Origin of the sequence: Pelagerythrobacter rhizovicinus (assembly GCF_004135625.1) — a bacterium.
Taxonomy (GTDB): domain Bacteria; phylum Pseudomonadota; class Alphaproteobacteria; order Sphingomonadales; family Sphingomonadaceae; genus Pelagerythrobacter; species Pelagerythrobacter rhizovicinus.
In genome coordinates this window covers 918748-939785 of the sequence record NZ_SDPV01000001.1, presented here as the reverse complement: position 1 = coordinate 939785, position 21038 = coordinate 918748, and the positions used below count along the sequence as shown (strand labels likewise).

The window sequence follows — 21038 nt, the reverse complement described above, 5'->3', positions numbered from 1 at the left end:
CGATTCCTTGAACAATAAAAGCTTAACGATGCAGGGGGATCGTCTCATCGGAGTAGAACGCGAGAGCGCGGGCGGCAAGGCGCGAGGCTCCAGCGGCAGTGCGACCCCCGCCGATCATGCGCTTACCATCCGCGACCAGAAGTTCTGCCGGGGCGACCGGCCGGCACGCTGGTGGCATTCTGGCGATCCGGTGGCGACAGCGTGGTACAACTCGGTGTCCGCCAGCCTGCCCCGGGGGGAGAAGTTCTTCATCCAGGTGATGAAGTACTACGACGACAAGGTTCCGCCCCGCATGGCGAAGGAACTACGCGCCTTCACGCGGCAGGAATCGAACCACGCGCGCGAGCATGTGGCGTTCAACAATCTCGCGCAGAGCCATGGTTACGACATCGAGAGTATCGATAAGGGCATCGAGGAGATGCTCGCGCTGACCCAGGGGCGACCGGTCGAGTTCAATCTCGCCATCACGATCGCGCTCGAGCATTTCGCCGCGTCGATCAGCCACTGCCTGCTGACCGATCCGCGCTATCTCGCGGGCGTGGACGAGGAAATCGCCGAGATGTGGCGCTGGCACTCGATCGAGGAGATCGAGCACAAGGGCATCACCTACGACGTCTGGCTCTACGCCACGCGCGAGTGGAGCGCGTGGAAGCGGTACCGCGTGCGCGCGCTGCTGACGCTGCTGATCACGCGCCGTTATTACAACAACCGGGTGCGCGACGCGCTCGGCCTGTTGCGGCAGGACGGGATCGCAGGTGCGCGAGCCAAGTGGCTGCTTTTCAAGCACTTGTGGATCGCGCCCGGAATGATGCGGCGGATGTTCCTCGACTGGGCGAAGATCCTGCTCCCCGGTTTCCATCCCTGGAAACAGGACGATCGGGCACTGATCCGCAAGTTCGACAGCCCCTATGCCGATGCGGTGATGCCGGCGGAGTAGCGGGCGCCGTTCGACTCTTTATGATCTCGACGAGCTCCTGCGAAGGCAGGAGCCTCGGGCCACCGGCGCTTGGCCGCTGGGAAGTCCTCACACTCCTCGTTCGTCATCCCAGCAGGAGGGGGCTGGCGCGTGACTCTCACTACTATTGACACAGATGTAAGTATTACCTACTGACAGAAGTGTCAGTAACGAACGAGCGAAACATGAACGCCCCCCAGAAGATCACCTTTGAACGAGCCTCCACCACCGGCCCTACACCGCCGGACCTCGCGATCACCGTGCGCGACGAGCGCTTCAATCGCGATGACACGCCGCGGCGCTGGTGGGCCGGCGAACCGTTCGGCACGGCCTGGCACAATGCGCTCTCCGCCACTTTCCCGCGCGGCGAGGCCTTCTTCATCGAGGCGGTCAAGGCGCACCGCGAAGGCGCCGATCCGAAGCTCGACGCCGAGATCCGCGCTTTCGTGAAGCAGGAAATCAACCACACCCGCGAGCACATCGCCTTCAACAAGCTGGCGGAGAATGCCGGCTACGACATCAAGGCGATCGACAAGCGGGTCGAGGAACTGCTCGCGCTGACCAAGGATCGCCCCGCGATCGCCAATCTCGCCGTGACGATGGCGCTCGAGCACTACACTGCGATGATGGCGCACGAGTTCCTCGCCAATCCACAGCATTTCGAGGACGCCGACCCCGAGGTGCGCGCAATGTGGCGCTGGCATGCGGTCGAGGAGATCGAGCACAAGGGCGTCGCATTCGACACCTGGAATCACGCGACGCGCGGCTGGTCGAAGTGGCAGCGCTGGAAAGTCCGCAGCCTGGTGATGCTCTCGGTCACGGGCCGGTTCTTCAAGAACCGCTGGATCGATTCGATGGGTCTGCTCGCGCAGGACGGGATCACCGGCTGGAAGGCGCGCTGGGGCCTGCTCAAGTATCTGGTCGTCAGCCCGGGTGTCCTGCGCCGGATCTTTCCGGCCTGGGTCGCCTACTTCAAGCCCGGCTTCCACCCGTGGGATCACGACGATCGCGAGCTGATCGGCCTCTACGAAGGCGAGTTCCAGGACGCGCTGCTGCCAGCGGAGTGATTGCCAGGAGTCCCCGCGAAGGCGGGGACCTCAGGCAGCACCGGACGACCAGGTGGCCTGAGGCCCTGCCTGCGCGAGGGCTCACGCTATGCCGCACGCATGTCCGGCTCGACCTCGCCCGCCAGTTCGAGCGCATACTCGGCCGCCAGCGCCTGTTCGCCGCGCCCGCGGCTATACCGCGGCCGAATGCGGCCGACAGGCACGAAGCCCAGCTTGCGCAGCACGGCGCCGGAAGCGGGATTGTCGAGGAAATGGCTCGCAATGATCCGCCGGTGTCCCAGCATGCGGGCGATCTCGATCATCGCGCTACCCGCTTCGGTCGCATAGCCCTGCCCCCAACGGTCGCGGGCGATCCAGTAGCCCAGTTCGATGTCCCGGCCTTCCGGATCGATCCCGACGCAGCCGATCAGCGCAGCATCGTCGGCGCGTGCGATCAGGAAGCGAGGAAAGCGCGATTCGAACGGGCGTGAAACAAACTCGCGCGCGTCCTCGCGACTGTAGGGCCACGGCGCGCGCGCGAGATTGCGCACCAACCCTTCATCGGCGATGGCGCTGAAGACCTGCTCCGCATCCTCGGGCCATGGCGGTCTCAGGAGCAGTCTCTGGCTGCGATGGAACACGGCGATCTCTCCTCATTCGCCCCGCAGCGCCCCGTTACGGGCGATGCGTGACAGTGCGATGGCGGCGAAAGAATATTTCGCCGACGAGAGAGGGAGAAACGACAAGAGGGAGACGGGTCGGCCCCATCTCCCTCTTCGTCTGCCGGTGTTCAGCCCGGCTGGGACCGTCCCGTGAGGACGATCCCGTTATCGGATCGTCCGGTTATTCGGCAGCTTCCGCGAGCATGTCGACCGACACGTACTTGCGGCCAAGTTTGCCGGTGTGGAATCGGACGACGCCTTGCGCGAGCGCGAACAGCGTGTGGTCCTTGCCCATCCCGACATTGGTGCCCGGATAGAACTTGGTGCCGCGCTGGCGCACGATAATGTTGCCCGGAATCACGCCCTGGCTGCCGAACTTCTTCACGCCGAGGCGACGGCCGGCCGAGTCGCGACCGTTGCGGGATGAACCGCCTGCTTTCTTATGTGCCATCGTTCGTGGTCCTTACTTCTTCTCGGCCTTCTTGGCCGGGGCTTTCTTGGCCGGCGCCTTGTGGGTGGCGCCTTCCTTCTTCGGCGCAGCCTTCTTGGCGGCCGGCTTCTTCTCGGCAGTGTCGGCCTTCGCAGCCGGGGCAGCCGTCTTCGCGGGTGCCGCCTTCTTCGGCGCGGCTTCTTTCTTCGCAGGAGCGGCCTTGGCCTCTTCCTTCTTCGGAGCCGCCTTCTTCTCGGCCTTCGAATCGCCCACCGCGGTGATGCGCAGCAGGGTCAACTGCTGGCGGTGACCCGCCTTGCGGCGATAGTTGTGGCGGCGACGCTTCTTGAAGACGACGACCTTCTCGCTCTTCGCCTGTGCGATGATCTCCGCCGAAACGGCGACCTTCGAGGCGTCGGCGATCTTGTCGCCTTCGCCGGCGAGCAGGACGTCGCCCAGCGTCACCGTGTCGCCGGCTTCGCCAGCGAGCTTTTCGACCGCGATCTTGTCTCCGGCGGCAACCCGGTATTGCTTGCCGCCCGTGCGCACTACTGCGAACATGGTGGTAACTTCCATTCTCTTTGCTGTGCCTCCACCGTGGTGGAAGAGGCGCGACCGAAATACCGCCAATGGCGGTGTCCGGAAAGATGGGTGCCGTTAAGGGAACCGCCCGCGCAAGTCAACGGCGGAAATCCGCCTGCGAACGCCATCTGGCGCAGCGCGGGGTGCATGCTATGAGCCTTGCAGAATGAAGCAAGCCCTCACCCGCATCGCGCCCCTCGTTCTCGCTGCCCCGCTGGCCGCCTGCGCTGGCGGCAAAGCCGACTACCCGTCGTTGGCGATCCGCGATGCGGAGCGTGTCGAGGGCACGTTCGAACCTGCTCCGGCAACCGAAGCCCCGGCCCCGCCAGCGGCGCCGAGCGCCGATCTGCTCCAGCGGCTCTCCCAGCTAGAGGCTGAGGCTGCGAGCGCCCATCAGGCATTTACGCAAGCCGTGCCGGGCGCGCGCCGCGCGATCGAGGCCGCTCGCGGAGCAGGCGTTGAAACGAATGGCTGGGCCGCCGCACAGGTCGCGCTGGCTGATCTCGATTCGCATCGCAGCAGGACCGCGGTCGCGCTGGGCGATCTCGACCTGATATTCGCCGATGCGACCCTCGCCTTCGAATTGCGAGAGCCGATCGCCGCTGCGCGCAGCGAGGTCGTCGATATGATTGCGCAAGAGGACGCGATCCTCACGGAACTGCGCAGCATCCGCTAACGCGCCGCGCCCAACGGATCCCCGGCACCGTCCCCGTCGAGTGGCAGATATTGCCCCGTCACGCCGGGCGCAGCGGCCAGGTATCGCTCGGCTCCGGCAATCGCCTCCCCTTCCCCCGTGACGGCGTTGACGCGCAGCGGTGCGTGCTTCCGCGCCAGACCGGCGACGGCGGCAAGTCGCCAGGCGCGATGCGTGTGATCGGCCGGCGCGAAGACGAGCAGCAGATCGTCGCCCGCTGCGAGTGCATCCTCGGCACGAGGCAGCCAGTGCTGGTGGAACACGCCCGCGGCGGAGAGGGGATCTTCCGGCAGATCGTCCACCGCGATCCGCTTCATCAGCGGCGCTCGCGGGTCAGCGTGATGCCGATCTTCTCGTTGCCTTCCGCGATAGCGAGCTTGACGATCTTCACCGTCACCGCCTCGACCCGTTCGTCCTGCAGGAACAGCGTTTCGCAGATATGGTCGGCGACCGCCTCGATCAGCTTGAAGTGCTCGCCGGGCGGAAGCGCTTCGGTGGCGGCGAACTTCAGGTCCATGTAGTTCTTGCTCGCGTCCAGCGGCGTATCGGGCGCGTAGCGGGCCGCGCACTTGAGTTGCGCGCTGATGGATATCCGCAGCGGCTGCGGCTTGCCGGTCTCCTCCGAGTAGATGCCGGTGAGGACATCGTGCTCGAGATCGGCGACTTCGAGGATCAGCGAATCGGCCATGTGCTGCGCTTAGCCCGGATTGGACCAGCGGGCGAAGATTGCGGTGGGGAGGAGGCGGGGATCTTTACTATCCTCGCGCACAGAAAGGTCGCCGTGTTGGATTTCCCCCGGCAAATCCTCCATAACTTCAGCCAGCAGTCCGGCGAGCGCGAGGCTGCTCATGCGCACCGCGTAGACGGTGAGGAAAAGGAAACGGCTCTCGCCATCCAGCAGCTTGCGGCAATCGTGGACGAGGCCGGGTAGCCCCTCTTCGATCCGCCAGACTTCCCCGTTCGGGCCGCGCCCGAACTTGGGCGGATCGAGGATGATCCCGTCATAGCGCCGCCCGCGCCGCACCTCGCGCGCGGCGAACTTGACCGCGTCGTCGACTAGCCAGCGGACCGGGCGATCCTCCATGCCCGAAAGCGCCGCGTTCTCGCGCGCCTGCGCGACGGACTTCTTCGAGGCGTCGACATGCGCGATCTGCCCGAAGCGGCTGAGCGCCAGGGTCCCGACGCCGGTATAGCCGAACAGGTTGAGGAGCTGCGCATCCTCGGCCGCGCCGAGCTGCGCGCCCATCCACTCCCACACCGGCGCCATGTCGGGAAAGAACCCGAGGTGGCGGAAGGGCGTGCATTGCGCGGTGAAGCGCACCTCGTTCCAGGAAAGCGGCCAGCCCTCCGCCGGAACCGGCTCCGCGAACTGCCAGCGGCCGCCGCCATCCTCGTCCGAGCCGGGCGCGAACTCGCCATGCGCCCGCCAGTCGGCACCGCGCGGGGTCCACAGGGCCTGCGGCTCGGGCCGGATGAAGCGGTAACGGCCGTAGCGCTCGAGCTTGCGGCCGTTACCGCTGTCGACGAGCCCGTAGTCGGCCCAGGGTTCGCCGATCATGACCTGCGGGGTTTCGATCAGGCGAGCCATACCGGACCTTGTCGTTCACGCGGAGAGGCCACGATCACACGCCCGCATGCTCGGCGATGTATGTGACAACCGCATCATAGTCGCCGGGCAGTTCGGTAAAGCGCTCCTCGCGCGCAAACAGGTCGCCGACGCGCGGGGGCAGCGGCGGGCGGGTCCCGGTCGCGCGCTCCACCGTATCGCGGAACTTGGCCGGATGCGCGGTGGCGAGCGTCACGACGGGTGCGTCGAGGTCCTGCAGACGCGCCGCGTGGAGGCCGATCGCGGTATGCGGGTCGACGGTCTCGCCGCAATTCTCCCACGCCCAGCGCATCGCCTGGGCCATCTCGTCCTGATCGGCGCGCGCGCTGGTGAAGAGTGCCGCGGCACCTTCGCGCTGCGCGTTGGTGAGGCGCATCGCCTTCGTCGCCTCGAAACCGCGCATCTGTTCGGCCAACGCCGCGCCGTCGCGTCCGCCGCAGTCGAACAGCAGGCGCTCGAAATTGGAGCTCACCTGAATGTCCATCGAAGGCGCGGCGGTCGGCGTCACCTCGCCGGTCGAATAGTCGCCGTCGGACAGCGCGCGGTGGAGGATGTCGTTGACGTTGGTGGCCACGATCAGCCGCTCTACCGGCAGACCCATCTTCGCGGCGACATAGCCGGCGAAGACGTCGCCGAAGTTGCCGGTCGGAACGCTGAACGCGACCTTGCGCTGCGGCGCGCCGAGTTGCAGCGCGGCGGCAAAGTAATAGACGACCTGCGCCATCAGCCGCGCCCAGTTGATCGAGTTCACCGCGCCGAGCCGCACGCGGCCGGTGAGCGCGGTATCGGCGAACATCCGCTTTACCATGGCTTGCGCGTCGTCGAAGCTGCCCTCGATCGCGATATTGTGGACGTTAGGCGCGAGCACGGTGGTCATCTGGCGGCGCTGCACGTCACTGACGCGGCCCTTGGGATGGAGCATGAAGATCTCGACGCCCTCGCGGCCCGCAACCGCATCGATTGCAGCCGAGCCGGTATCGCCGCTGGTCGCACCCACGATCGTCAGCCTCTCTCCGCGGCGACCGAGGAATTCCTCGAACAGAAGGCCGAGCAGTTGCAGTGCGACATCCTTGAACGCCAGCGTGGGCCCATGGAACAGCTCGAGCAGCCAGTTGCGCTGGTCGAGCTGGACCAGTGGCGTCACCGCCTTGTGCGCGAAGCGGGCGTAGGCTTCCTCGCACAGCTCGCGCAGGCGCTCGGGCGTCAGGCTGTCGCCGACGAACGGCTGCATCACCCGCGCGGCAAGCTCCGCGTAGGGAAGACCGGCGAGCCCGGCGATCTCGCCAGGCGAGAACTGCGGCCATTCGCGAGGCAGGTAGAGCCCGCCGTCGTTCGCCAGACCGGCGAGCGTGACGCCTTCGAAATCGAGCGGCCCGCCATCGGGGTTTTGGGCGCTTCCGCGGGTGGATAGGTATTCCATCGTCGCAAGCGGTTAGCCGCGCGCAGGGCGGCGAGCAAGCAAGCGGCGCTTATGGCACCCCAAATCCCCGTTCGTCGTGAGCGAAGCCGATTGGCTGCCTTTTCGGGGATTCGCGCAGAGACCGCGAAGGGCGCAGGGATTTGGAATCACGCGGAGACGCGGAGATGGCGTGCTGGCCGCGAAGCGGCCTTTCCTGCCTCAACGCCGGATCGTGGTGCGATGTTGAGACGGGTAAGGGGCCTGTCGGCCCGAACCTTCTCTCCGCGTCTCCGCGTCTCCGCGTGAATCGACCCTGTTTCCATCCGCGATCCGAAACATTCCCGCCAGGAACGGGCAAGGCAGCTCGCCGTCACCAATCGAGCGGTCCAGTCGAGCGAAGTGGAGGCTGCGTATGGCAAAGCTTCGCCGGCCTCAAAGATCGCGCCGATCCCCCGCGCAGGCGGGGGCCTCAGGCCACTGGCGCTCCGTCCGCCGACCATCCCCGCCTGCGCGGGGGATCGGCACGTTTCAGCGCGAATGGGCTTCGGTTGCATCCTGCTCCAGCCCCTGTTTGAGACGATGCAGGCCCGTGGCGGCGGCCGCCGCATGCGGGCCGATCCAGCGCTCGTGGATGGCCTGAATCGGCATGGCGTCGAGATAGTTGAACCTCTCCCGCCCCTTGCGCACCGGCACCACCAGCCCCGCCTCCTCCAGCACGCGCAGATGCATCATCACCGTGGTCCGATCGAGCTCTTCGAAGCAGGCGCAGAGTTGCTTGGTCGTAAGCGGGCGCAGCTTCAGCGCGTCGCAGATCGCCCGGCGCACGGGATTGGCCAGCGCCTTGAACACGGCATCGAGATCGTCTTCGATTGACATGTTATGTTTTTATAACATATTTCTTCCTCGATCAAGCGGCGACTCGAAAGGAACAGTTGCGATGGAACTGAAATTCAGAGTGGCGGCGCGGATCGCCAGGCCCGTGCACGAAGTGTTCGAGGCGGTTGCCGATCCCCGTCAGCTCTCGCGCTATTTCACCACGGGCGGCGCGCAGGGACGGATCGAGACCGGAACCACGGTGACCTGGGACTTCCTGGATTTCCCCGGCGCATTTCCCGTCTACGTGATCGAGGTCGTGCCGAACGAACGGATCGTGCTGGAATGGGATGCCAGCGAAGGCGAAGCGCCGAATGTCGAGGGCGCCGAGTCAGTCGGTGCGGACTACCGCACGACCGTGACGATGACCTTCAAGCCGCTCGAGGACGGCCGCACGCTGGTCGAAATCGCCGAAGAGGGCTGGCGCGAAAATCAGGGCGCGCTCAAGGCCAGCTACGGCAACTGCCAGGGCTGGAGCCAGATGCTCTGCGCGCTCAAGGCCTGGCTCGAACATGGGATCAACCTGCGGGAGGGAATGTACAAGTAATCGGCGGCCGGCGCTCCGGCCAGCAAGGAGGGTGCCTCATGTATATCAGCGGATTCGTGCTCGCCGTCCCCGAGCGCAACAAGGAAGCCTTTCGCAAGGTGTCGGAGGGCTGGTGGGAGATTGCCAAGGACTACGGCGCGCTGGAACACGCAGAGAACTGGGAAAGCGACGTACCCGATGGCGAAAGAACCGACTTCCGCCGCGCGGTGGACTTGCAGGAGGGTGAGAAGGTCGTCTTCTCCTGGGTCATCTGGCCCGACAAGGAAACCGCCGATGCCAGCCATGAACGGATGACTGCGGACCCCCGCATGGCGAAGCTGGGCGACGAGCCGCTCCTGGACCCGAAACGGATGATCTACGGCAATTTCGAGTCCCTGGTGCGCAAGAAGCGCGACTGAGGCGCGAGTTCAGGCGGCGGAGTTCCACTTTCGCCGCAGCGCCAGAACGTAGATCACCAGCGCCGTAAGCGCGAAGAAGAACCACTGCCCGGCGTAGGCGAGGTGATTGTTGGGAACGTCCGCCGGATCGGGCGGCGCGAGCCGCACGAGGCCCGCAGTGGGCTGCGCGACCACAAGACGCGGGCCGGGAGCGACAATCCCTTCGACCACACCGCCCTGCCAATCAGGGGCCACAGGCCGCTCCGACCAGCCAATGGCCACGTCGGCCTCCCGCCCGTCGCCGATCGCGCAGCGAGCGATGTGAGCCCAGCCCTTGCGGCCGTCCACGCTGGTGCCCGCGCGGGCGGACAGGTCGACGACCCGCTCGCAATCGAGCTGGGCGTGGCGAAAGAGCGCCACTTCCACGTCTGCTTCGGTCTGCGGCCATTCGACCGCCGAGGAGAGCGTGCGCGCCTGTTCATAGCGTGCGAGGAGCGCTTCTTTCTCCGCCTTGCGGCCGAGCTGCCAGAATCCGAGCGCGATCATCGTCGCAACGGCGATAGCGACGATCGCTGTCGGTACGATCGGGACCTTCCGGATCATTGCTCGCGGCCTCCCGCTTCCTTCGCACGGTTACGGAATTCGGACGCAAGCAACGCCCCCTTGGCGATCCGAAGACCGAAGATCACCGCAAGGGCGGTGACCGGCACCCAGAGCAAGGCATGCAACCAGAGCGGCGGCCGGAACGCCAGCTCGACCGAAATCGCAAGCGCCGTGACCGCGGCGCCGATCAGCAAGGTCAGGAACGCAGCCGGACCGTCGCCGACGTTGAAGCTGTCGTAGTCGAGGTCGCACGTCCGGCACCGGCCGGCGAAGCGGATGCCGCTCGCGAACAGCGTCTTCCCGCCGCAGCGGGGGCACAACGCGAAAAGGGCAGCCTCGGCGATACCGGGCTGCCCCTTCTCGATTCGCGGCTCGCGCGGGTCGATCAATGGACCGGCGCGCCCCAGCTGCCCCAAACGTACACCACGACGAACAGGAACAGCCACACCACGTCGACGAAGTGCCAGTACCACGCGGCGGCTTCGAAGCCGAAGTGCTGGCGCGGGGTGAAGTGACCGAGGTAAGCCCGGCGCAGGCAGACGATCAGGAAGATCGTGCCGACCAGCACGTGGAAGCCGTGGAAGCCGGTCGCCATGTAGAACGCCGAGCTGTAGGTGTTGCCGCCGAACTCGAACGGCGCGTGCCAGTACTCGTACGCCTGAATGCAGCTGAACAGAATGCCGAGCAGGATCGTCAGCCACAGGCCCTTCTTCAGCCCGTCGCGGTCACCGTGGATCAGCGAGTGGTGCGCCCAGGTGACCGTGGTGCCGGAGCAGAGCAGGATCAGGGTGTTGAGCAGCGGCAGGTCGAACGGGTTCATCACCGCTTCGATCGCCACCGGCGGGAACTGGCCGCCGACCACTTCGGAAAGCGTGCTGGGGAACAGCGAGAAGTCGAACCAGGCCCAGAACCAGCCCGCGAAGAACATGACTTCGGAGGCGATGAACAGGATCATGCCGTAGCGCATGTGAAGCTGCACGACCGGCGTGTGATAGCCGGCCTGCGCCTCTTTCACGATGTTGCTGAACCAGCTGAAGAACGTCGCGATCAGCCCCGCGATGCCGAGACCGACCACGATCTGCCAGTTGGCCAGCTCGTGCATGTAGAGCACCATGCCGCTGGTGAAGGTGACAGCCGAGATCGAGCCGATCAGCGGCCAGATGTCGGGCGGGAGAATGTGATAGTCGTGGTTCTTGGTTCCGGCCATTGATCGAACGTCCTGTCAAAGCGTTGCGCGGCCCTTAATCGGCGGCGCGCCGTTGGTCCAGTGCTAGGAAGCTGGTTCCGGCTTGCGGTGGAAAGTGTAGCTCAAGGTGATCTGTTCGACATCCCTCGCATTGGGATCGTCGAGGATCGCCGGGTCGATAAAGAACAGCACCGGCATGCGCACTTCCTGTCCGGGCTGCAGCGTCTGCTCGGTGAAGCAGAAGCACTGGATCTTGTTGAAGTACTTGCCGGTCTGCTCGGGCTCGACGTTGAACGTCGCGGTCCCGGTGATCGGCTCCGCGCTGTCGTTGCGTGCGACGAAGAAGGCCATGTCGCGCTCGCCGATCTGGACGGTCTGCGTCACCTGCTCCGGCCGGAAGGCCCACGGAATGCCGTGGGAGGTGCTTGCGTCGAAGCGGATCGAGATCGTGGGAGCGCCGGCGCTCTGCGCTATCCGGGCCGCGAGATCGGCATCCTCGGCCGTCGCACGCTGCGTCGTGCCGCCAAATCCCGTCACCTGACAGAACAGCTGGTAGAGCGGCACCGCGGCATAGCCGAGACCCAGCATGGCCGCCGCAGCGAGAAAGCCGAAGAGGCCGACGCGCAGGTTCTTCCGGTCGAGCGCGGCCGTGGACATGATTAGTCTCCCATCTTCACGAACGTGAGGACGTAGAACAGCACGACGAAGAAGCCGAGCACGAGCGCGAGCGCGATGTTGCGCCCCTTCTGCCGCCGCTTGAATTCTTCCTGTTCTTCGGGCGTCATCCGAGCCATCCTTGCGTTTGCGCCATACGGTCCGCAACCAGGGCCGCAAAGAGCGCGAAGAGATAGAGCACGCTGTAACCGAACAGCCGCTTTTCGGGCAGCATCCGGTCGTCCGCCACGGCAGTGCGGAAGGCCACCGGCAGCGAAAGCGCCACGAACACGGCCGTCAGCACAGCAGCCGCGATGCCATAAAGCAGGCCGGTGCCGCCGATCAACCATGGCGCAAGCGCGAGCGGCAGCAGCAGCAGGGAGTAAACGAGGATCTGCCGCCGCGTGGAGCGCTCGCCCTTGACGACGGGCATCATCGGAATGCCGACCTTGGCGTAGTCCGACTGGACGAACAGCGCGAGAGCCCAGAAGTGCGGGGGCGTCCAGAAGAAGATGATCGCGAACAGGATCACGGGCATGAGGGTGACGTCGCCGGTCACCGCGACCCATCCGATCATCGGCGGGAACGCCCCGGCGCCGCCCCCGATCACGATGTTCTGCGGCGTGCGGGGCTTCAGCCAGATGGTGTAGATCACCGCGTAGTAGATGATCGAGAAGAACAGGATCGCGGCCGCAAGCCAGTTGACGGCAAGCCCCATCAGCAGCACCGAGCCGACCGACAGCGCAATCCCGAAGTCGCGCGCGTCGGTCCGGTTCAGGCGCCCGGACGGCAACGGCCGCCGCGCCGTGCGCTTCATTCCGGCGTCGAGATCCGCTTCCCACCACTGGTTGAGGGTCGCCGCGCCGCCCGCGCCGAGCGCGATGCAGAGCACGGCCGTAAAGCCGATCACCGGGTGAATCGCGCCGGGCGCAGCCAGCAGGCCGCACAGGCCGGTGAAGATCACCAGGCTCATCACTCTCGGCTTCGTCAACGCGAAGAAGTCGCGCCAGTCGGCCGGAATGGATCGGGTGTGGGGCGTGGTCGCGGTCATGTCATAAAGAATGCCCCTCCCGCGAACGGGAGGGGTTTGCAAGCGTTTCGGAGGGCGGCGCGAGGCCGCCCCAGCCCTCCCGCGAACGGGAGGGCTGCATCGTCAGGTCGCGGCCGCGCCGGTCGCGGCGACGGGGCGATGATCGTGATAGTCGTGACGGTCCTCGATCACCGGCAGCGTCTCGAACTGGTGGTAAGGCGGCGGGCTCGACAGCGTCCACTCGAGCGTCGTGGCGCCCTCGCCCCAGTAATTCGCCGGTGCTCGCTTGCCCGCGATGAAGGCGTAAGCGACGTTGACGAAGAACACCACCATCGAGACCGCCATGATCGTGTAGCCGACCGAGGAAATCTCGTTCCAGTAGGCGTACCCTTCCGCGTAGTCCGGATACCGGCGCGGCATACCCTGCCAACCCAGGAAGTGCTGGGGGAAGAAGATCAGGTTCACGCCGATGAAGAACACCCAGAAATGGAGGTGCGCCAGCAGCTCGCTGTGCATGCGGCCGCTCATCTTCGGGAACCAGTAGTAGAACCCGGCAAAAAGCGAGAATACCGCGCCCATCGACAGCACGTAGTGGAAGTGGGCGACCACGAAGTAGGTATCGTGCACGACGTCGTCCACGCCGCCGTTGGCGAGATACACGCCGGTCACGCCGCCGATCGTGAAGAGGAAGATGAAGCCCAGCGCCCAGACCATCGGGCTCTTGAACTCCAGGCTGCCGCCCCACATCGTCGCGATCCAGCTGAAGATCTTCACACCGGTCGGAACGGCGATCACCATGGTCGCCGCGGTGAAATACATCTTCGTGTTCACGTCGAGGCCGACGGTGTACATGTGGTGTGCCCACACGACGAAGCCGACGACGCCGATGGCGACCATGGCGTAGGCCATACCGAGATAGCCGAACACCGGCTTGCGGCTGAAGGTCGCGACGATCTGGCTGATCATGCCGAAACCCGGCAGGATCATGATGTAGACCTCGGGGTGGCCGAAGAACCAGAACAGGTGCTGGTAGAGGATCGGGTCGCCACCGCCGGCCGGATCGAAGAAGGTCGTGCCGAAGTTGCGATCGGTCAGCAGCATGGTGATCGCCGCGGCAAGCACCGGCAAGGCAAGAAGCAGCAGGAACGCGGTGACGAGCACCGACCACACGAACAGCGGCATCTTGTGGAGCGTCATGCCCGGCGCGCGCATGTTGAAGATGGTGGTGATGAAGTTCGTCGCACCCAGGATCGAGCCCGCGCCTGCGAGATGGAGCGAGAAGATCGCGAAGTCGACCGCGGGCCCGTCATGTCCGTAGGTCGCCAGCGGCGCGTAGACCGTCCAGCCCGTGCCCGCGCCCGCACCCGCCGCCGTACCGGGCACGAAAGCGGAGATCATCAGCGAGACGAAACCGGCGGCGGTGAGCCAGAACGAGATGTTGTTCATCCGCGGGAACGCCATGTCCGGCGCGCCGATCATCAGCGGCACGAACCAGTTGCCGAAGCCGCCGATCATCGCCGGCATGACCATGAAGAACACCATGATCAGACCGTGCGCCGTGATCAGCACGTTCCAGTGATGCAGGGCGGCATCGAAGCCCGCCTCGCCCGCGCCCAGCGGCCAGACCTGCGTAAGGATCTGGATCCCGGGCTCCGCCAGCTCCGCGCGCATGATGCCGGAAATCGCCCCGCCGATGATGCCCGCGAAGATCGCGAAGATCAGGTAAAGCGTGCCGATATCCTTGTGGTTGGTCGACATGAACCAACGCGCAAAGAAGCCGGGCTTGTGGTCGGCATCGTGATGCACGTCTTCGGTGTGGGCCTGAAAACCTTCAGCGGTGGTAGCCATGGTCGCGTTTCTCTTCGACTTCTATCAATTGGTTTCGGCGGCGGCGTCGGTGCCGTCGGCGTCTTCGGCAGTGGCCTCACCGCCTTCGTCGGCGACCGGAGCGGGTGCAGCCGCTTCGGCTTCGGCTTCATCGCCCACGGTGCCGCCCGGCTGCGAACGGACCCATGCCTCCCACTGATCGCGAGGGAGCGCCTCCACAGCGATCGGCATGTAACCATGACGTGCGCCGCAGAGCTCGGAGCACTGGCCGTAATAGATACCCGGCTCGTCGATGGTAAGCAGACGCTCGTTGAGGCGACCGGGCACCGCGTCGATCTTGAACCACAGCGAAGGCACGGCGAACGAGTGAATGACGTCCGCAGCCGTCGTCTGAATGCGCAGCGGCGTGTCGACCGGCACAACCATGCGGTTGTCGACTTCGAGCAGCGCCGGCAAGCCCTTCGCCTTCGCCTCATCCTCCGGCATCATGTTCGAGATGACTTCGAACCCGCCGTTGTCAGGGTAGCCGTAGCCCCAGTACCACTGGTAGCCGGTGACCTTGATCGTCACCGCGTCCTTCGGCGGCGACTGATATTGGTCGGTCAGCAGCGAGATCGACGGAATGGCGATGCCGACCAGGATCAGAACCGGGACGAGCGTCCACACCACTTCGATGAAGGTATTGTGCGTCGTCTTGGACGGTGTCGGGTTGGCACCGCGGCGATAGCGCACGATCACCCACAGCAGCAGCGCGAGCACGAAGAGGCAGATGATCCCCATGACCCACATAAGGCCGACATGCAGGCCGGAAGCCGTGTCGCCGATCGGCGAGAACTGCGGCTGGACGTCCCATCCGCCCGGCGTGGGCTGCCCTTTGATCCATTCGGGCCCCAGCGGTTCGTAGCCCGCAGCAGCCGGCGTCGCATCGCTCGCGGCCGTGGCGGGTTCGGCAGCAGCAGCCTCCGCCGCAGGCGCTTCCGCCTGATCCTGCGCGAACGCCGCCTGCGGCGCCACGAGGAGCGCGATTGCCGCCCACAAAATCATTACAAACCGCGTAGCCCCCTGGGGCCAGTCACCGAATCTCATCTGTCCGACGCTTCCGTTCTTGTCGTTGAGAGGCCGCATGCGCAGCCGCGAAAACCCCGTCGGGGGACAGGTCTGGGCGGCCCTATACGCCCGCTTGCCCCCTGCCTCAAGCGCTTCTAGGAGAAAAATCCCAAACCGGCGAAGAACGCCGGAAGCTGCCGCAGAAACGGACCGCAAACGTCGATGACAGAAGACGAAGTTCTCCACGAGTTCCGCACGAGCGAAGCCTTGCTCGAGGGGCATTTCAAGCTCTCCTCCGGCCGCCACAGTGCATACTATCTGCAATGCGCGCGCGTGCTGATGGAGCCGATGCGTGCCAGCCGGCTGGCGGCCGGGCTTGCTGCGAAGCTGCCACGAGAACTGCGCAGTTCGGTCGAGAAAGTGGTGTCCCCCGCCATGGGCGGGATCATCATCGGCCATGAGATGGGCCGCGCGCTGGGCAAGGAGGCGATCTTCCTCGAACGGCCGGAAGGCACATTCGAATTTCGCCGTGGCTTCGACCTGAAGGAGGGGGAGAAGGTGCTCGTCGTCGAAGACGTCGTCACGACAGGCCTTTCCTCGAAAGAAGCCATGCAGGCGGTAGGGGCCGCCGGCGGCAGCGTCGTCGGGCTCGCCTCGCTGGTCGACCGTCGCGCGCAAGGGATCACGTTCCACGTTCCATACTACGCGCTGCTGGAGATCGCCTTCCCCACTTATGCCGAGGACGAACTCCCGCCGGAGCTCGCGGCAATTCCGGTCACCAAGCCGGGGAGCCGCAAGTAGGTGGTCCAGCGGCTCCGCCTCGGCGTCAACATCGATCACGTCGCGACCATCCGCAATGCGCGGGGCGGCGACCATCCGGACCCGGTGCGTGCGGCGGAGATCGTCGCCCGGGTGGGCGGCGACGGCATCACCGCCCACCTGCGTGAGGATCGACGCCACATCCGCGACGAGGATCTGGCGCGGATCCAGTCGGCGACCGACCTGCCGCTCAACCTCGAGATGGCTGCGACCGAGGAAATGCTGGCGATCGCGCTGCGCCACAGGCCGCACGCCGCCTGCATCGTGCCCGAGAAGCGGGAAGAGCGCACGACCGAGGGCGGGCTCGACGCCGCCGGCCTGCACAACCAGCTCGCGCCGGTCGTCTCGCGGCTGACGGATGCGGGCATCCGCGTCAGTCTCTTCATCGAGGCGACCGAACGACAGCTCGACGCGGCGATCCGGCTCCGCGCCCCGGTGGTGGAGTTCCACACCGGAGAATATGCCCACGCAACAGGGGAGGATCGAGCGCGGGAACTGAAGCGGATCGCCGACATGGCCGCCCTGGCGGCGAAGAACGGCATCGAACCGCACGCGGGCCACGGCCTCACTTACGAGAACGTGCAGCCGATCGCCGCCATCCCCCAGCTCGCGGAGCTCAACATTGGCCACTATCTCGTGGGAGAAGCGGTGTTCGTCGGGCTGGAGCAGGCGGTTCGCACGATGCGCGAGCTGATGGACGACGCGCGATGAGGTGGGCACCGTGATCATCGGCCTCGGCTCCGACCTCTGCAATATCGAGCGCATCCAGGCTGCGCTCGAGCGGCACGGCGAGCGTTTCGAGCGTCGTTGCTTCACCGAGATCGAGCGGGCCAAAGCGGCCAAGCGCCCCTTCACGCGCGCAGGCACTTACGCCAAGCGCTTCGCCGCCAAGGAAGCCTATTCCAAGGCCGTCGGCACCGGGTTCTTCCGCGGCGTCTATATGAAGGATATCGGCGTGGTGAACGCACCGTCGGGTGCGCCAACGCTGGCTTTGGCGAACGGCGCTGCCAAGCGGCTTGCGGAGTTGACGCCGCCCGGCCATGAGGCGGTCGTTCATCTCACCCTAACCGACGACCACCCATGGGCACAGGCCTTCGTCGTGATTGAGGCTCGACCCCTTTGACCGCAGAAACCCCGACCGTGAGCGAAACCAAAACCGAACAGAAGGACGGCGAAAAGGTCAACTGGGTGTCCGAATTGCGCGGGCTGGCGTTGATGCTGCTGGCCGTGCTCGGGTTCCACAGCTTCGTAGCCAAGCCTTTCTATATCCCCAGCGAATCGATGATGCCCACCTTGCTGGTCGGCGATCGGCTGGTGGTGAGCAAGTATCCCTATGGGTGGAGCTGGGCCTCGATATCGTTCCACCTCATGCCACGCGGCGACTGGCGTATCTGGCCGGCGACGCCCGAGTACGGCGACATCGTGATTCCGGTCCATCCCGAACGCGACGAGGACTACATCAAGCGCGTCGTCGCGCTTCCCGGCGACAGGATCGCCGTCGTCAACGGGCAGATCGTGCTCAATGGCGCGCCCGTACCCCGCACGGTCGAACCGCCGGTGCAGATTCCGGTCGACGCCAACTCGCCCTGCGATCCTTATAGCTATCCGGGCATGCGGACCGCCACACCTTCCGGAGAGATCGTGTGCGAGATGCCGACCTATCGCGAAACGATGCCCAATGGTGCGACATATCTGGTCGTCGACCACACAAGGCAGGATCTCGACGATTTCCCCGAGATCGCCGTGCCGGACGGTCATGTCTTCGTGATGGGCGACAACCGCGACCATTCGGCCGACAGCCGGGAGTATGGCTCACGGGGGCTCGGCGGCCCCGTCCCGCTGGAGAATATCGGCGGCCGCGCGGAGTTCATCACCTTCTCGCTCGACGGCACGACCAGCCTCAATCCGATCACGTGGTTCACCTCCTTGCGCGGTGATCGCGCCTGGACCACATTGCGGCCCGCAATCGCCGATGGGGGCGCCGAGAGTGAGCAGGACTGAGGACGAGCCGGACGCGCCGATGGGCGCGAGCCCAACCGACATCGGAAGCCCCAAGCTGCGCTACGAGGCAGCGCGCGCACTCGTCTGGGCCGCCGTCGTCGGACTCGTCGTTCTCGCCGTCTACATCTCGCAGTCGCTGCTGGTGATCTTCGGAGCGATGGTCTTCGCCACGATGATCGACGGCGGCGCACGGCTATTGGGACGCTGGTTGGCGATCGGGCGCGGCTGGCGTGTCGCGATCGTGATCGCGGCGATGGTCGCATTCCTCGCCTGGCTGGGGTATTTCGCCGGGTCCCAGATCTCGCAGCAGGCGGCGCAGTTCCCCGCGATCGTGGGGGAGCAACTCGGACGGCTTCTCGCCTTTCTGCGCGAGCAAGGTTTCGCCATCAGTCAGGACGACGTCCAGCGCGTGGTGGGAAGCCTGGTCAGCGGGGTGGGAACCGTCACCCGTGCAATCGGCGGACTGGTCGGCGGCCTGGCCACGATACTGCTGATCCTGATCATCGGCATCTACATCGCGATCGACCCCAATCTCTACGAGCGCGGCGTCGCATGGATGGTGCCGGAGCGGCATCGCGCCACGTTCCACGACACCATCGAGCACATGTCCTTCACCCTGCGCCGCCTCCTTGCGGGCCGGCTGGCAGGCATGTTTGCCGAAGGTCTCTTCACCTGGGCGCTGCTCGCCTACGGCGGGCAACTGATCGGAATCGGTCCGGTGCCGATGGCTGCGCTGCTGGGCCTCCTGACAGGCCTGCTCGCCTTCATCCCCAATATCGGAGCGGTGATCTCGGGCGTCCTGATGGTGCTGGTCGGCTTCTCCGGCGGAACCGACATGGGGCTCTATACGATCTTCGTCTACCTGCTGGTGCAGAACTTCGACGGCTATATCCTGATCCCGATGATCGCCAAGAAGACGGTCGACCTGGCGCCCGCGCTCGTCCTCGGGGCGCAGCTTGTCTTCGGTGTCATGTTCGGCATCCTCGGGCTTGCTCTTGCCGATCCGATGCTGGCGATGATCAAGGTGGCGCTTGAGCGCCGGGCACAGCGGCTCGATGACGGTAACAAGCTCAAGGGGGCCGAGGCCTGATGGCTCGCAAGTTTCTCTATTTCATCGCCATTTTGATCATCGTCGCGCTCGCGGCGATGTTCCTGCTGCGGATCTATTGGGACGATCTCGCCGAGATCGCCTATGTCCCGCGCACCGAGTTCGTCGAGCAGCAACCGCTTGAGACGAACGCCTATCAGGATCCCGCGATGTGGCTCTCCCGCCCGGGAATCGGGCTGGACGATGCGGCGCGCTGGCAGCCTGCGATGCAGGGCGAGGGACGACGGTTGCCGGGAAGCGACGATCCGGAGCAGGACTTCGCCGTCTTCTTCATCCATCCGACGAGCTATCTCGACAGCGCAAACTGGAATGCCCCGCTCGACGACGAGCAATCGCAGCGCATCGCACGCATCTACGTGCGCGGCATGGCGAGTCCGTTCAACCGGGCCAGCGAGATCTGGGCGCCGCGCTACCGGCAGGCGACCTTCGGCGCGTTCCTGACCGATTCAGCCGAAGCGCGGCGAGCCATTGATGCTGCCTATGACGACGTGAAGCAGGCGTTCGACTTCTTCGTCGCGAGCGTCGACGAGGACGTGCCGATCGTGCTCGCGGGGCACAGCCAGGGCACCCTCCATCTGCTGCGCCTGCTGCGGGAGGACCTGGCGAACAGCCCGCTGGCAGGGCGGATCGCGGCGATCTACGCGGTGGGCTGGCCCATCTCGGCCGAGCACGACCTGCCTGCCCTCGGCTTTCCCGCGTGCGCCACGCCGTCGCAGGCGGGCTGCATCATGAGCTGGTCCACGTTCGCCGAACCGGCCGATCCCGCCCGCGTGATCGATGCCTACCGCAACTCGCCCGGTTTCGACGGCGAGATGCGCGGCGAAAGCCCGATCCTCTGTACCAATCCGCTCACCGGCGGCATCGGTGGCGAAGCGCCGGCCGAGGCCAACCTGGGAACGCTGATCCCCAACCTCGACTACACGACCGGTGAACTGGTCCCCGGCGCGGTGCCTGCGCGTTGCAACGAGCTTGGCCTGCTGCTGATCGGCGATCCCCCTGAGGTCGGTAGCGCAGTGCTGCCGGGCAACAACTATCACGTCTACGACATCCCGCTGTTCTGGGAGAACGTGAAGCAGGACGTCGCGAAGCGGGTCGAGGCATGGGCGGCGCGGCCCTGATCACCGACAGCAGCGCCGAGTTCGGTGCCGCCCTGCCCGGTGGCGGCGCGCTGCTCGCGCTCGATCTCGGGACCAAGACGATCGGCACCGCCACCTGCGATGCGGGGTGGCAGTTCGCGACCGCGGGCAAGACCCTGCCCCGCGGCAAGTTCGGCCGCGATCTGGAAGCGCTGAGCGCGATCGTGCGCGAGCGCCGGGTGAAAGGTCTCGTCCTCGGTCTGCCGCGCAACATGGACGGGAGCGAGGGCCCCCGCGCGCAGGCGAGCCGCGCCTATGCGCGCAATCTGTCCGACCGCCTCACGCTGCCGATCCTCCTGTGGGACGAACGCTGGTCCACCACCAGCGCCGAGCGCGACCTGATCGGCCAGGACATGAGCCGCAGGAAGCGGGCCGAGCGCATCGACAGCCACGCCGCGGCCGTGATCCTGCAAGGCGCCATCGACGCGCTGACGGGCAGCGCGTTCTAGCCCGCCG

At 65.7% G+C, this 21038-nt stretch carries 28 protein-coding genes; 12 read left to right on the top strand and 16 right to left on the bottom strand.

Annotated features, from left to right (window positions below; genetic code table 11):
* The first annotated feature begins 28 nt into the window (after positions 1-28).
* On the top strand, positions 29-937 hold the full coding sequence (locus ETX26_RS04605; protein ID WP_129523478.1) for a metal-dependent hydrolase: 909 nt from the start codon (positions 29-31) through the stop codon (positions 935-937).
* Positions 938-1140: 203 nt separating this feature from the next.
* A complete protein-coding gene (locus ETX26_RS04600) occupies positions 1141-2022 on the top strand; it encodes a metal-dependent hydrolase (protein ID WP_129523477.1) in 882 nt (293 codons plus the stop codon).
* A gap of 86 nt (positions 2023-2108) precedes the next feature.
* On the opposite strand, the gene ETX26_RS04595 is transcribed toward ETX26_RS04600, so the two are convergent.
* From ETX26_RS04595 to rplU, 3 genes are all read right to left on the bottom strand, one after another.
* Complete coding sequence (locus ETX26_RS04595) at positions 2109-2642, bottom strand: GNAT family N-acetyltransferase (protein WP_129523476.1); 534 nt, start codon at positions 2640-2642, stop codon at positions 2109-2111.
* A gap of 202 nt (positions 2643-2844) precedes the next feature.
* Positions 2845-3114, bottom strand: a complete 270-nt coding sequence (gene rpmA / locus ETX26_RS04590; protein ID WP_119512486.1) for a 50S ribosomal protein L27 — start codon at positions 3112-3114, stop codon at positions 2845-2847.
* Positions 3115-3126: 12 nt separating this feature from the next.
* The gene (gene rplU, locus ETX26_RS04585; protein ID WP_129524152.1) at positions 3127-3654 is read right to left on the bottom strand and encodes a 50S ribosomal protein L21; all 528 of its coding nucleotides are present in this window, start codon (positions 3652-3654) and stop codon (positions 3127-3129) included.
* A 187-nt stretch (positions 3655-3841) separates the two neighbouring features.
* Between rplU and ETX26_RS04580 the strand changes: the two genes are divergently transcribed.
* Positions 3842-4351, top strand: coding sequence for a hypothetical protein (locus ETX26_RS04580; protein ID WP_129523475.1), 510 nt, complete (start codon positions 3842-3844; stop codon positions 4349-4351).
* Here the strand turns inward: ETX26_RS04580 and ETX26_RS04575 are convergent.
* The 5 genes from ETX26_RS04575 to ETX26_RS04555 form a co-directional block, all read right to left on the bottom strand.
* Positions 4348-4686, bottom strand: coding sequence for a Rossmann fold domain-containing protein (locus ETX26_RS04575; protein ID WP_129523474.1), 339 nt, complete (start codon positions 4684-4686; stop codon positions 4348-4350). The genes ETX26_RS04580 and ETX26_RS04575 overlap by 4 nt on opposite strands.
* Positions 4686-5057, bottom strand: coding sequence for a dihydroneopterin aldolase (locus tag ETX26_RS04570; RefSeq protein WP_129523473.1), 372 nt, complete (start codon positions 5055-5057; stop codon positions 4686-4688). Before ETX26_RS04570 ends, ETX26_RS04575 begins: the two co-directional genes overlap by 1 nt.
* A 9-nt stretch (positions 5058-5066) precedes the next feature.
* Positions 5067-5957: a class I SAM-dependent methyltransferase gene (locus tag ETX26_RS04565; protein ID WP_129523472.1), complete on the bottom strand. Its 891-nt coding sequence runs from the start codon at positions 5955-5957 to the stop codon at positions 5067-5069.
* Between the two features lie 34 nt (positions 5958-5991).
* Positions 5992-7395: a threonine synthase gene (gene thrC, locus ETX26_RS04560; protein ID WP_129523471.1), complete on the bottom strand. Its 1404-nt coding sequence runs from the start codon at positions 7393-7395 to the stop codon at positions 5992-5994.
* Positions 7396-7902: 507 nt separating this feature from the next.
* Positions 7903-8250, bottom strand: coding sequence for an ArsR/SmtB family transcription factor (locus ETX26_RS04555; RefSeq protein WP_129523470.1), 348 nt, complete (start codon positions 8248-8250; stop codon positions 7903-7905).
* 61 nt (positions 8251-8311) lie between these two features.
* Between ETX26_RS04555 and ETX26_RS04550 the strand changes: the two genes are divergently transcribed.
* Together ETX26_RS04550 and ETX26_RS04545 are read left to right on the top strand one after the other, a co-directional pair.
* Positions 8312-8794, top strand: a complete 483-nt coding sequence (locus tag ETX26_RS04550) for an SRPBCC family protein (protein ID WP_129523469.1) — start codon at positions 8312-8314, stop codon at positions 8792-8794.
* Between the two features lie 38 nt (positions 8795-8832).
* Positions 8833-9192: a DUF1428 domain-containing protein gene (locus ETX26_RS04545; RefSeq protein ID WP_129523468.1), complete on the top strand. Its 360-nt coding sequence runs from the start codon at positions 8833-8835 to the stop codon at positions 9190-9192.
* Between the two features lie 9 nt (positions 9193-9201).
* On the opposite strand, the gene ETX26_RS04540 is transcribed toward ETX26_RS04545, so the two are convergent.
* The 8 genes from ETX26_RS04540 to coxB all read right to left on the bottom strand — a co-directional run bounded on the left by ETX26_RS04540 (position 9202) and on the right by coxB (position 15515).
* Positions 9202-9774: an SURF1 family protein gene (locus ETX26_RS04540; protein ID WP_191984683.1), complete on the bottom strand. Its 573-nt coding sequence runs from the start codon at positions 9772-9774 to the stop codon at positions 9202-9204.
* Positions 9771-10160: a DUF983 domain-containing protein gene (locus ETX26_RS04535; RefSeq protein ID WP_404825280.1), complete on the bottom strand. Its 390-nt coding sequence runs from the start codon at positions 10158-10160 to the stop codon at positions 9771-9773. Before ETX26_RS04535 ends, ETX26_RS04540 begins: the two co-directional genes overlap by 4 nt.
* Complete coding sequence (locus ETX26_RS04530) at positions 10160-10981, bottom strand: cytochrome c oxidase subunit 3 (protein WP_129523467.1); 822 nt, start codon at positions 10979-10981, stop codon at positions 10160-10162. The genes ETX26_RS04535 and ETX26_RS04530 overlap by 1 nt, the downstream gene beginning before the upstream one ends.
* 63 nt (positions 10982-11044) lie before the next feature.
* Positions 11045-11617: a cytochrome c oxidase assembly protein gene (locus ETX26_RS04525; protein ID WP_129523466.1), complete on the bottom strand. Its 573-nt coding sequence runs from the start codon at positions 11615-11617 to the stop codon at positions 11045-11047.
* Positions 11618-11619: 2 nt separating this feature from the next.
* Complete coding sequence (locus ETX26_RS14515; protein ID WP_263853359.1) at positions 11620-11745, bottom strand: hypothetical protein; 126 nt, start codon at positions 11743-11745, stop codon at positions 11620-11622.
* Entirely contained in the window at positions 11742-12665 is a 924-nt protein-coding gene (locus ETX26_RS04520) for a heme o synthase (RefSeq protein ID WP_129523465.1), read from the bottom strand. Before ETX26_RS04520 ends, ETX26_RS14515 begins: the two co-directional genes overlap by 4 nt.
* 102 nt (positions 12666-12767) lie before the next feature.
* A complete protein-coding gene (ctaD, locus tag ETX26_RS04515; RefSeq protein ID WP_129523464.1) occupies positions 12768-14492 on the bottom strand; it encodes a cytochrome c oxidase subunit I in 1725 nt (574 codons plus the stop codon).
* 24 nt (positions 14493-14516) lie between these two features.
* Positions 14517-15515 carry a cytochrome c oxidase subunit II gene (gene coxB, locus ETX26_RS04510; RefSeq protein ID WP_225425501.1) on the bottom strand — a complete coding sequence of 333 codons (999 nt, stop codon included), beginning with the start codon at positions 15513-15515 and terminating at the stop codon, positions 14517-14519.
* Positions 15516-15740: 225 nt separating this feature from the next.
* Between coxB and pyrE the strand changes: the two genes are divergently transcribed.
* From pyrE to ruvX, 7 genes are read left to right on the top strand one after another with little or no spacing between them, the layout of a single operon-like run.
* The gene (gene pyrE / locus ETX26_RS04505) at positions 15741-16319 is read left to right on the top strand and encodes an orotate phosphoribosyltransferase (protein WP_129523462.1); all 579 of its coding nucleotides are present in this window, start codon (positions 15741-15743) and stop codon (positions 16317-16319) included.
* Positions 16320-17048: a pyridoxine 5'-phosphate synthase gene (locus ETX26_RS04500; RefSeq protein WP_129523461.1), complete on the top strand. Its 729-nt coding sequence runs from the start codon at positions 16320-16322 to the stop codon at positions 17046-17048.
* A gap of 10 nt (positions 17049-17058) precedes the next feature.
* Positions 17059-17460, top strand: a complete 402-nt coding sequence (acpS, locus tag ETX26_RS04495; protein ID WP_129523460.1) for a holo-ACP synthase — start codon at positions 17059-17061, stop codon at positions 17458-17460.
* 17 nt (positions 17461-17477) lie between these two features.
* Entirely contained in the window at positions 17478-18338 is an 861-nt protein-coding gene (gene lepB, locus ETX26_RS04490) for a signal peptidase I (RefSeq protein WP_225425500.1), read from the top strand.
* The gene (locus ETX26_RS04485; protein WP_129523459.1) at positions 18310-19428 is read left to right on the top strand and encodes an AI-2E family transporter; all 1119 of its coding nucleotides are present in this window, start codon (positions 18310-18312) and stop codon (positions 19426-19428) included. The genes lepB and ETX26_RS04485 overlap by 29 nt, the downstream gene beginning before the upstream one ends.
* Positions 19428-20564, top strand: a complete 1137-nt coding sequence (locus ETX26_RS04480) for a DUF3089 domain-containing protein (protein WP_129523458.1) — start codon at positions 19428-19430, stop codon at positions 20562-20564. Before ETX26_RS04485 ends, ETX26_RS04480 begins: the two co-directional genes overlap by 1 nt.
* Complete coding sequence (gene ruvX, locus ETX26_RS04475) at positions 20546-21031, top strand: Holliday junction resolvase RuvX (protein WP_129523457.1); 486 nt, start codon at positions 20546-20548, stop codon at positions 21029-21031. Before ETX26_RS04480 ends, ruvX begins: the two co-directional genes overlap by 19 nt.
* The last annotated feature ends 7 nt before the right edge of the window (positions 21032-21038 follow it).

Excerpts from the sequence above, each read along its gene's own strand:
- ruvX (WP_129523457.1), top strand. The coding sequence starts at position 20,546 with ATGGGCGGCGCGGCCCTGATCACCGACAGCAGCGCCGAGTTCGGTGCC.
- ETX26_RS04540 (WP_191984683.1), bottom strand. The coding sequence starts at position 9,774 with ATGATCCGGAAGGTCCCGATCGTACCGACAGCGATCGTCGCTATCGCC.
- rplU (WP_129524152.1), bottom strand. The coding sequence starts at position 3,654 with ATGTTCGCAGTAGTGCGCACGGGCGGCAAGCAATACCGGGTTGCCGCC.
- ETX26_RS04520 (WP_129523465.1), bottom strand. The coding sequence starts at position 12,665 with ATGACCGCGACCACGCCCCACACCCGATCCATTCCGGCCGACTGGCGC.
- ETX26_RS04530 (WP_129523467.1), bottom strand. The coding sequence starts at position 10,981 with ATGGCCGGAACCAAGAACCACGACTATCACATTCTCCCGCCCGACATC.
- ETX26_RS04570 (WP_129523473.1), bottom strand. The coding sequence starts at position 5,057 with ATGGCCGATTCGCTGATCCTCGAAGTCGCCGATCTCGAGCACGATGTC.
- thrC (WP_129523471.1), bottom strand. The coding sequence starts at position 7,395 with ATGGAATACCTATCCACCCGCGGAAGCGCCCAAAACCCCGATGGCGGG.
- ETX26_RS04605 (WP_129523478.1), top strand. The coding sequence starts at position 29 with ATGCAGGGGGATCGTCTCATCGGAGTAGAACGCGAGAGCGCGGGCGGC.
- ETX26_RS04480 (WP_129523458.1), top strand. The coding sequence starts at position 19,428 with ATGGCTCGCAAGTTTCTCTATTTCATCGCCATTTTGATCATCGTCGCG.
- pyrE (WP_129523462.1), top strand. The coding sequence starts at position 15,741 with ATGACAGAAGACGAAGTTCTCCACGAGTTCCGCACGAGCGAAGCCTTG.
- ETX26_RS04580 (WP_129523475.1), top strand. The coding sequence starts at position 3,842 with ATGAAGCAAGCCCTCACCCGCATCGCGCCCCTCGTTCTCGCTGCCCCG.
- ETX26_RS04600 (WP_129523477.1), top strand. The coding sequence starts at position 1,141 with ATGAACGCCCCCCAGAAGATCACCTTTGAACGAGCCTCCACCACCGGC.
- rpmA (WP_119512486.1), bottom strand. The coding sequence starts at position 3,114 with ATGGCACATAAGAAAGCAGGCGGTTCATCCCGCAACGGTCGCGACTCG.
- ETX26_RS04485 (WP_129523459.1), top strand. The coding sequence starts at position 18,310 with ATGGGGGCGCCGAGAGTGAGCAGGACTGAGGACGAGCCGGACGCGCCG.
- ETX26_RS04545 (WP_129523468.1), top strand. The coding sequence starts at position 8,833 with ATGTATATCAGCGGATTCGTGCTCGCCGTCCCCGAGCGCAACAAGGAA.
- ETX26_RS04525 (WP_129523466.1), bottom strand. The coding sequence starts at position 11,617 with ATGTCCACGGCCGCGCTCGACCGGAAGAACCTGCGCGTCGGCCTCTTC.
- ETX26_RS04565 (WP_129523472.1), bottom strand. The coding sequence starts at position 5,957 with ATGGCTCGCCTGATCGAAACCCCGCAGGTCATGATCGGCGAACCCTGG.
- coxB (WP_225425501.1), bottom strand. The coding sequence starts at position 15,515 with ATGATTTTGTGGGCGGCAATCGCGCTCCTCGTGGCGCCGCAGGCGGCG.
- ETX26_RS04555 (WP_129523470.1), bottom strand. The coding sequence starts at position 8,250 with ATGTCAATCGAAGACGATCTCGATGCCGTGTTCAAGGCGCTGGCCAAT.
- ctaD (WP_129523464.1), bottom strand. The coding sequence starts at position 14,492 with ATGGCTACCACCGCTGAAGGTTTTCAGGCCCACACCGAAGACGTGCAT.
- ETX26_RS14515 (WP_263853359.1), bottom strand. The coding sequence starts at position 11,745 with ATGACGCCCGAAGAACAGGAAGAATTCAAGCGGCGGCAGAAGGGGCGC.
- ETX26_RS04575 (WP_129523474.1), bottom strand. The coding sequence starts at position 4,686 with ATGAAGCGGATCGCGGTGGACGATCTGCCGGAAGATCCCCTCTCCGCC.
- ETX26_RS04550 (WP_129523469.1), top strand. The coding sequence starts at position 8,312 with ATGGAACTGAAATTCAGAGTGGCGGCGCGGATCGCCAGGCCCGTGCAC.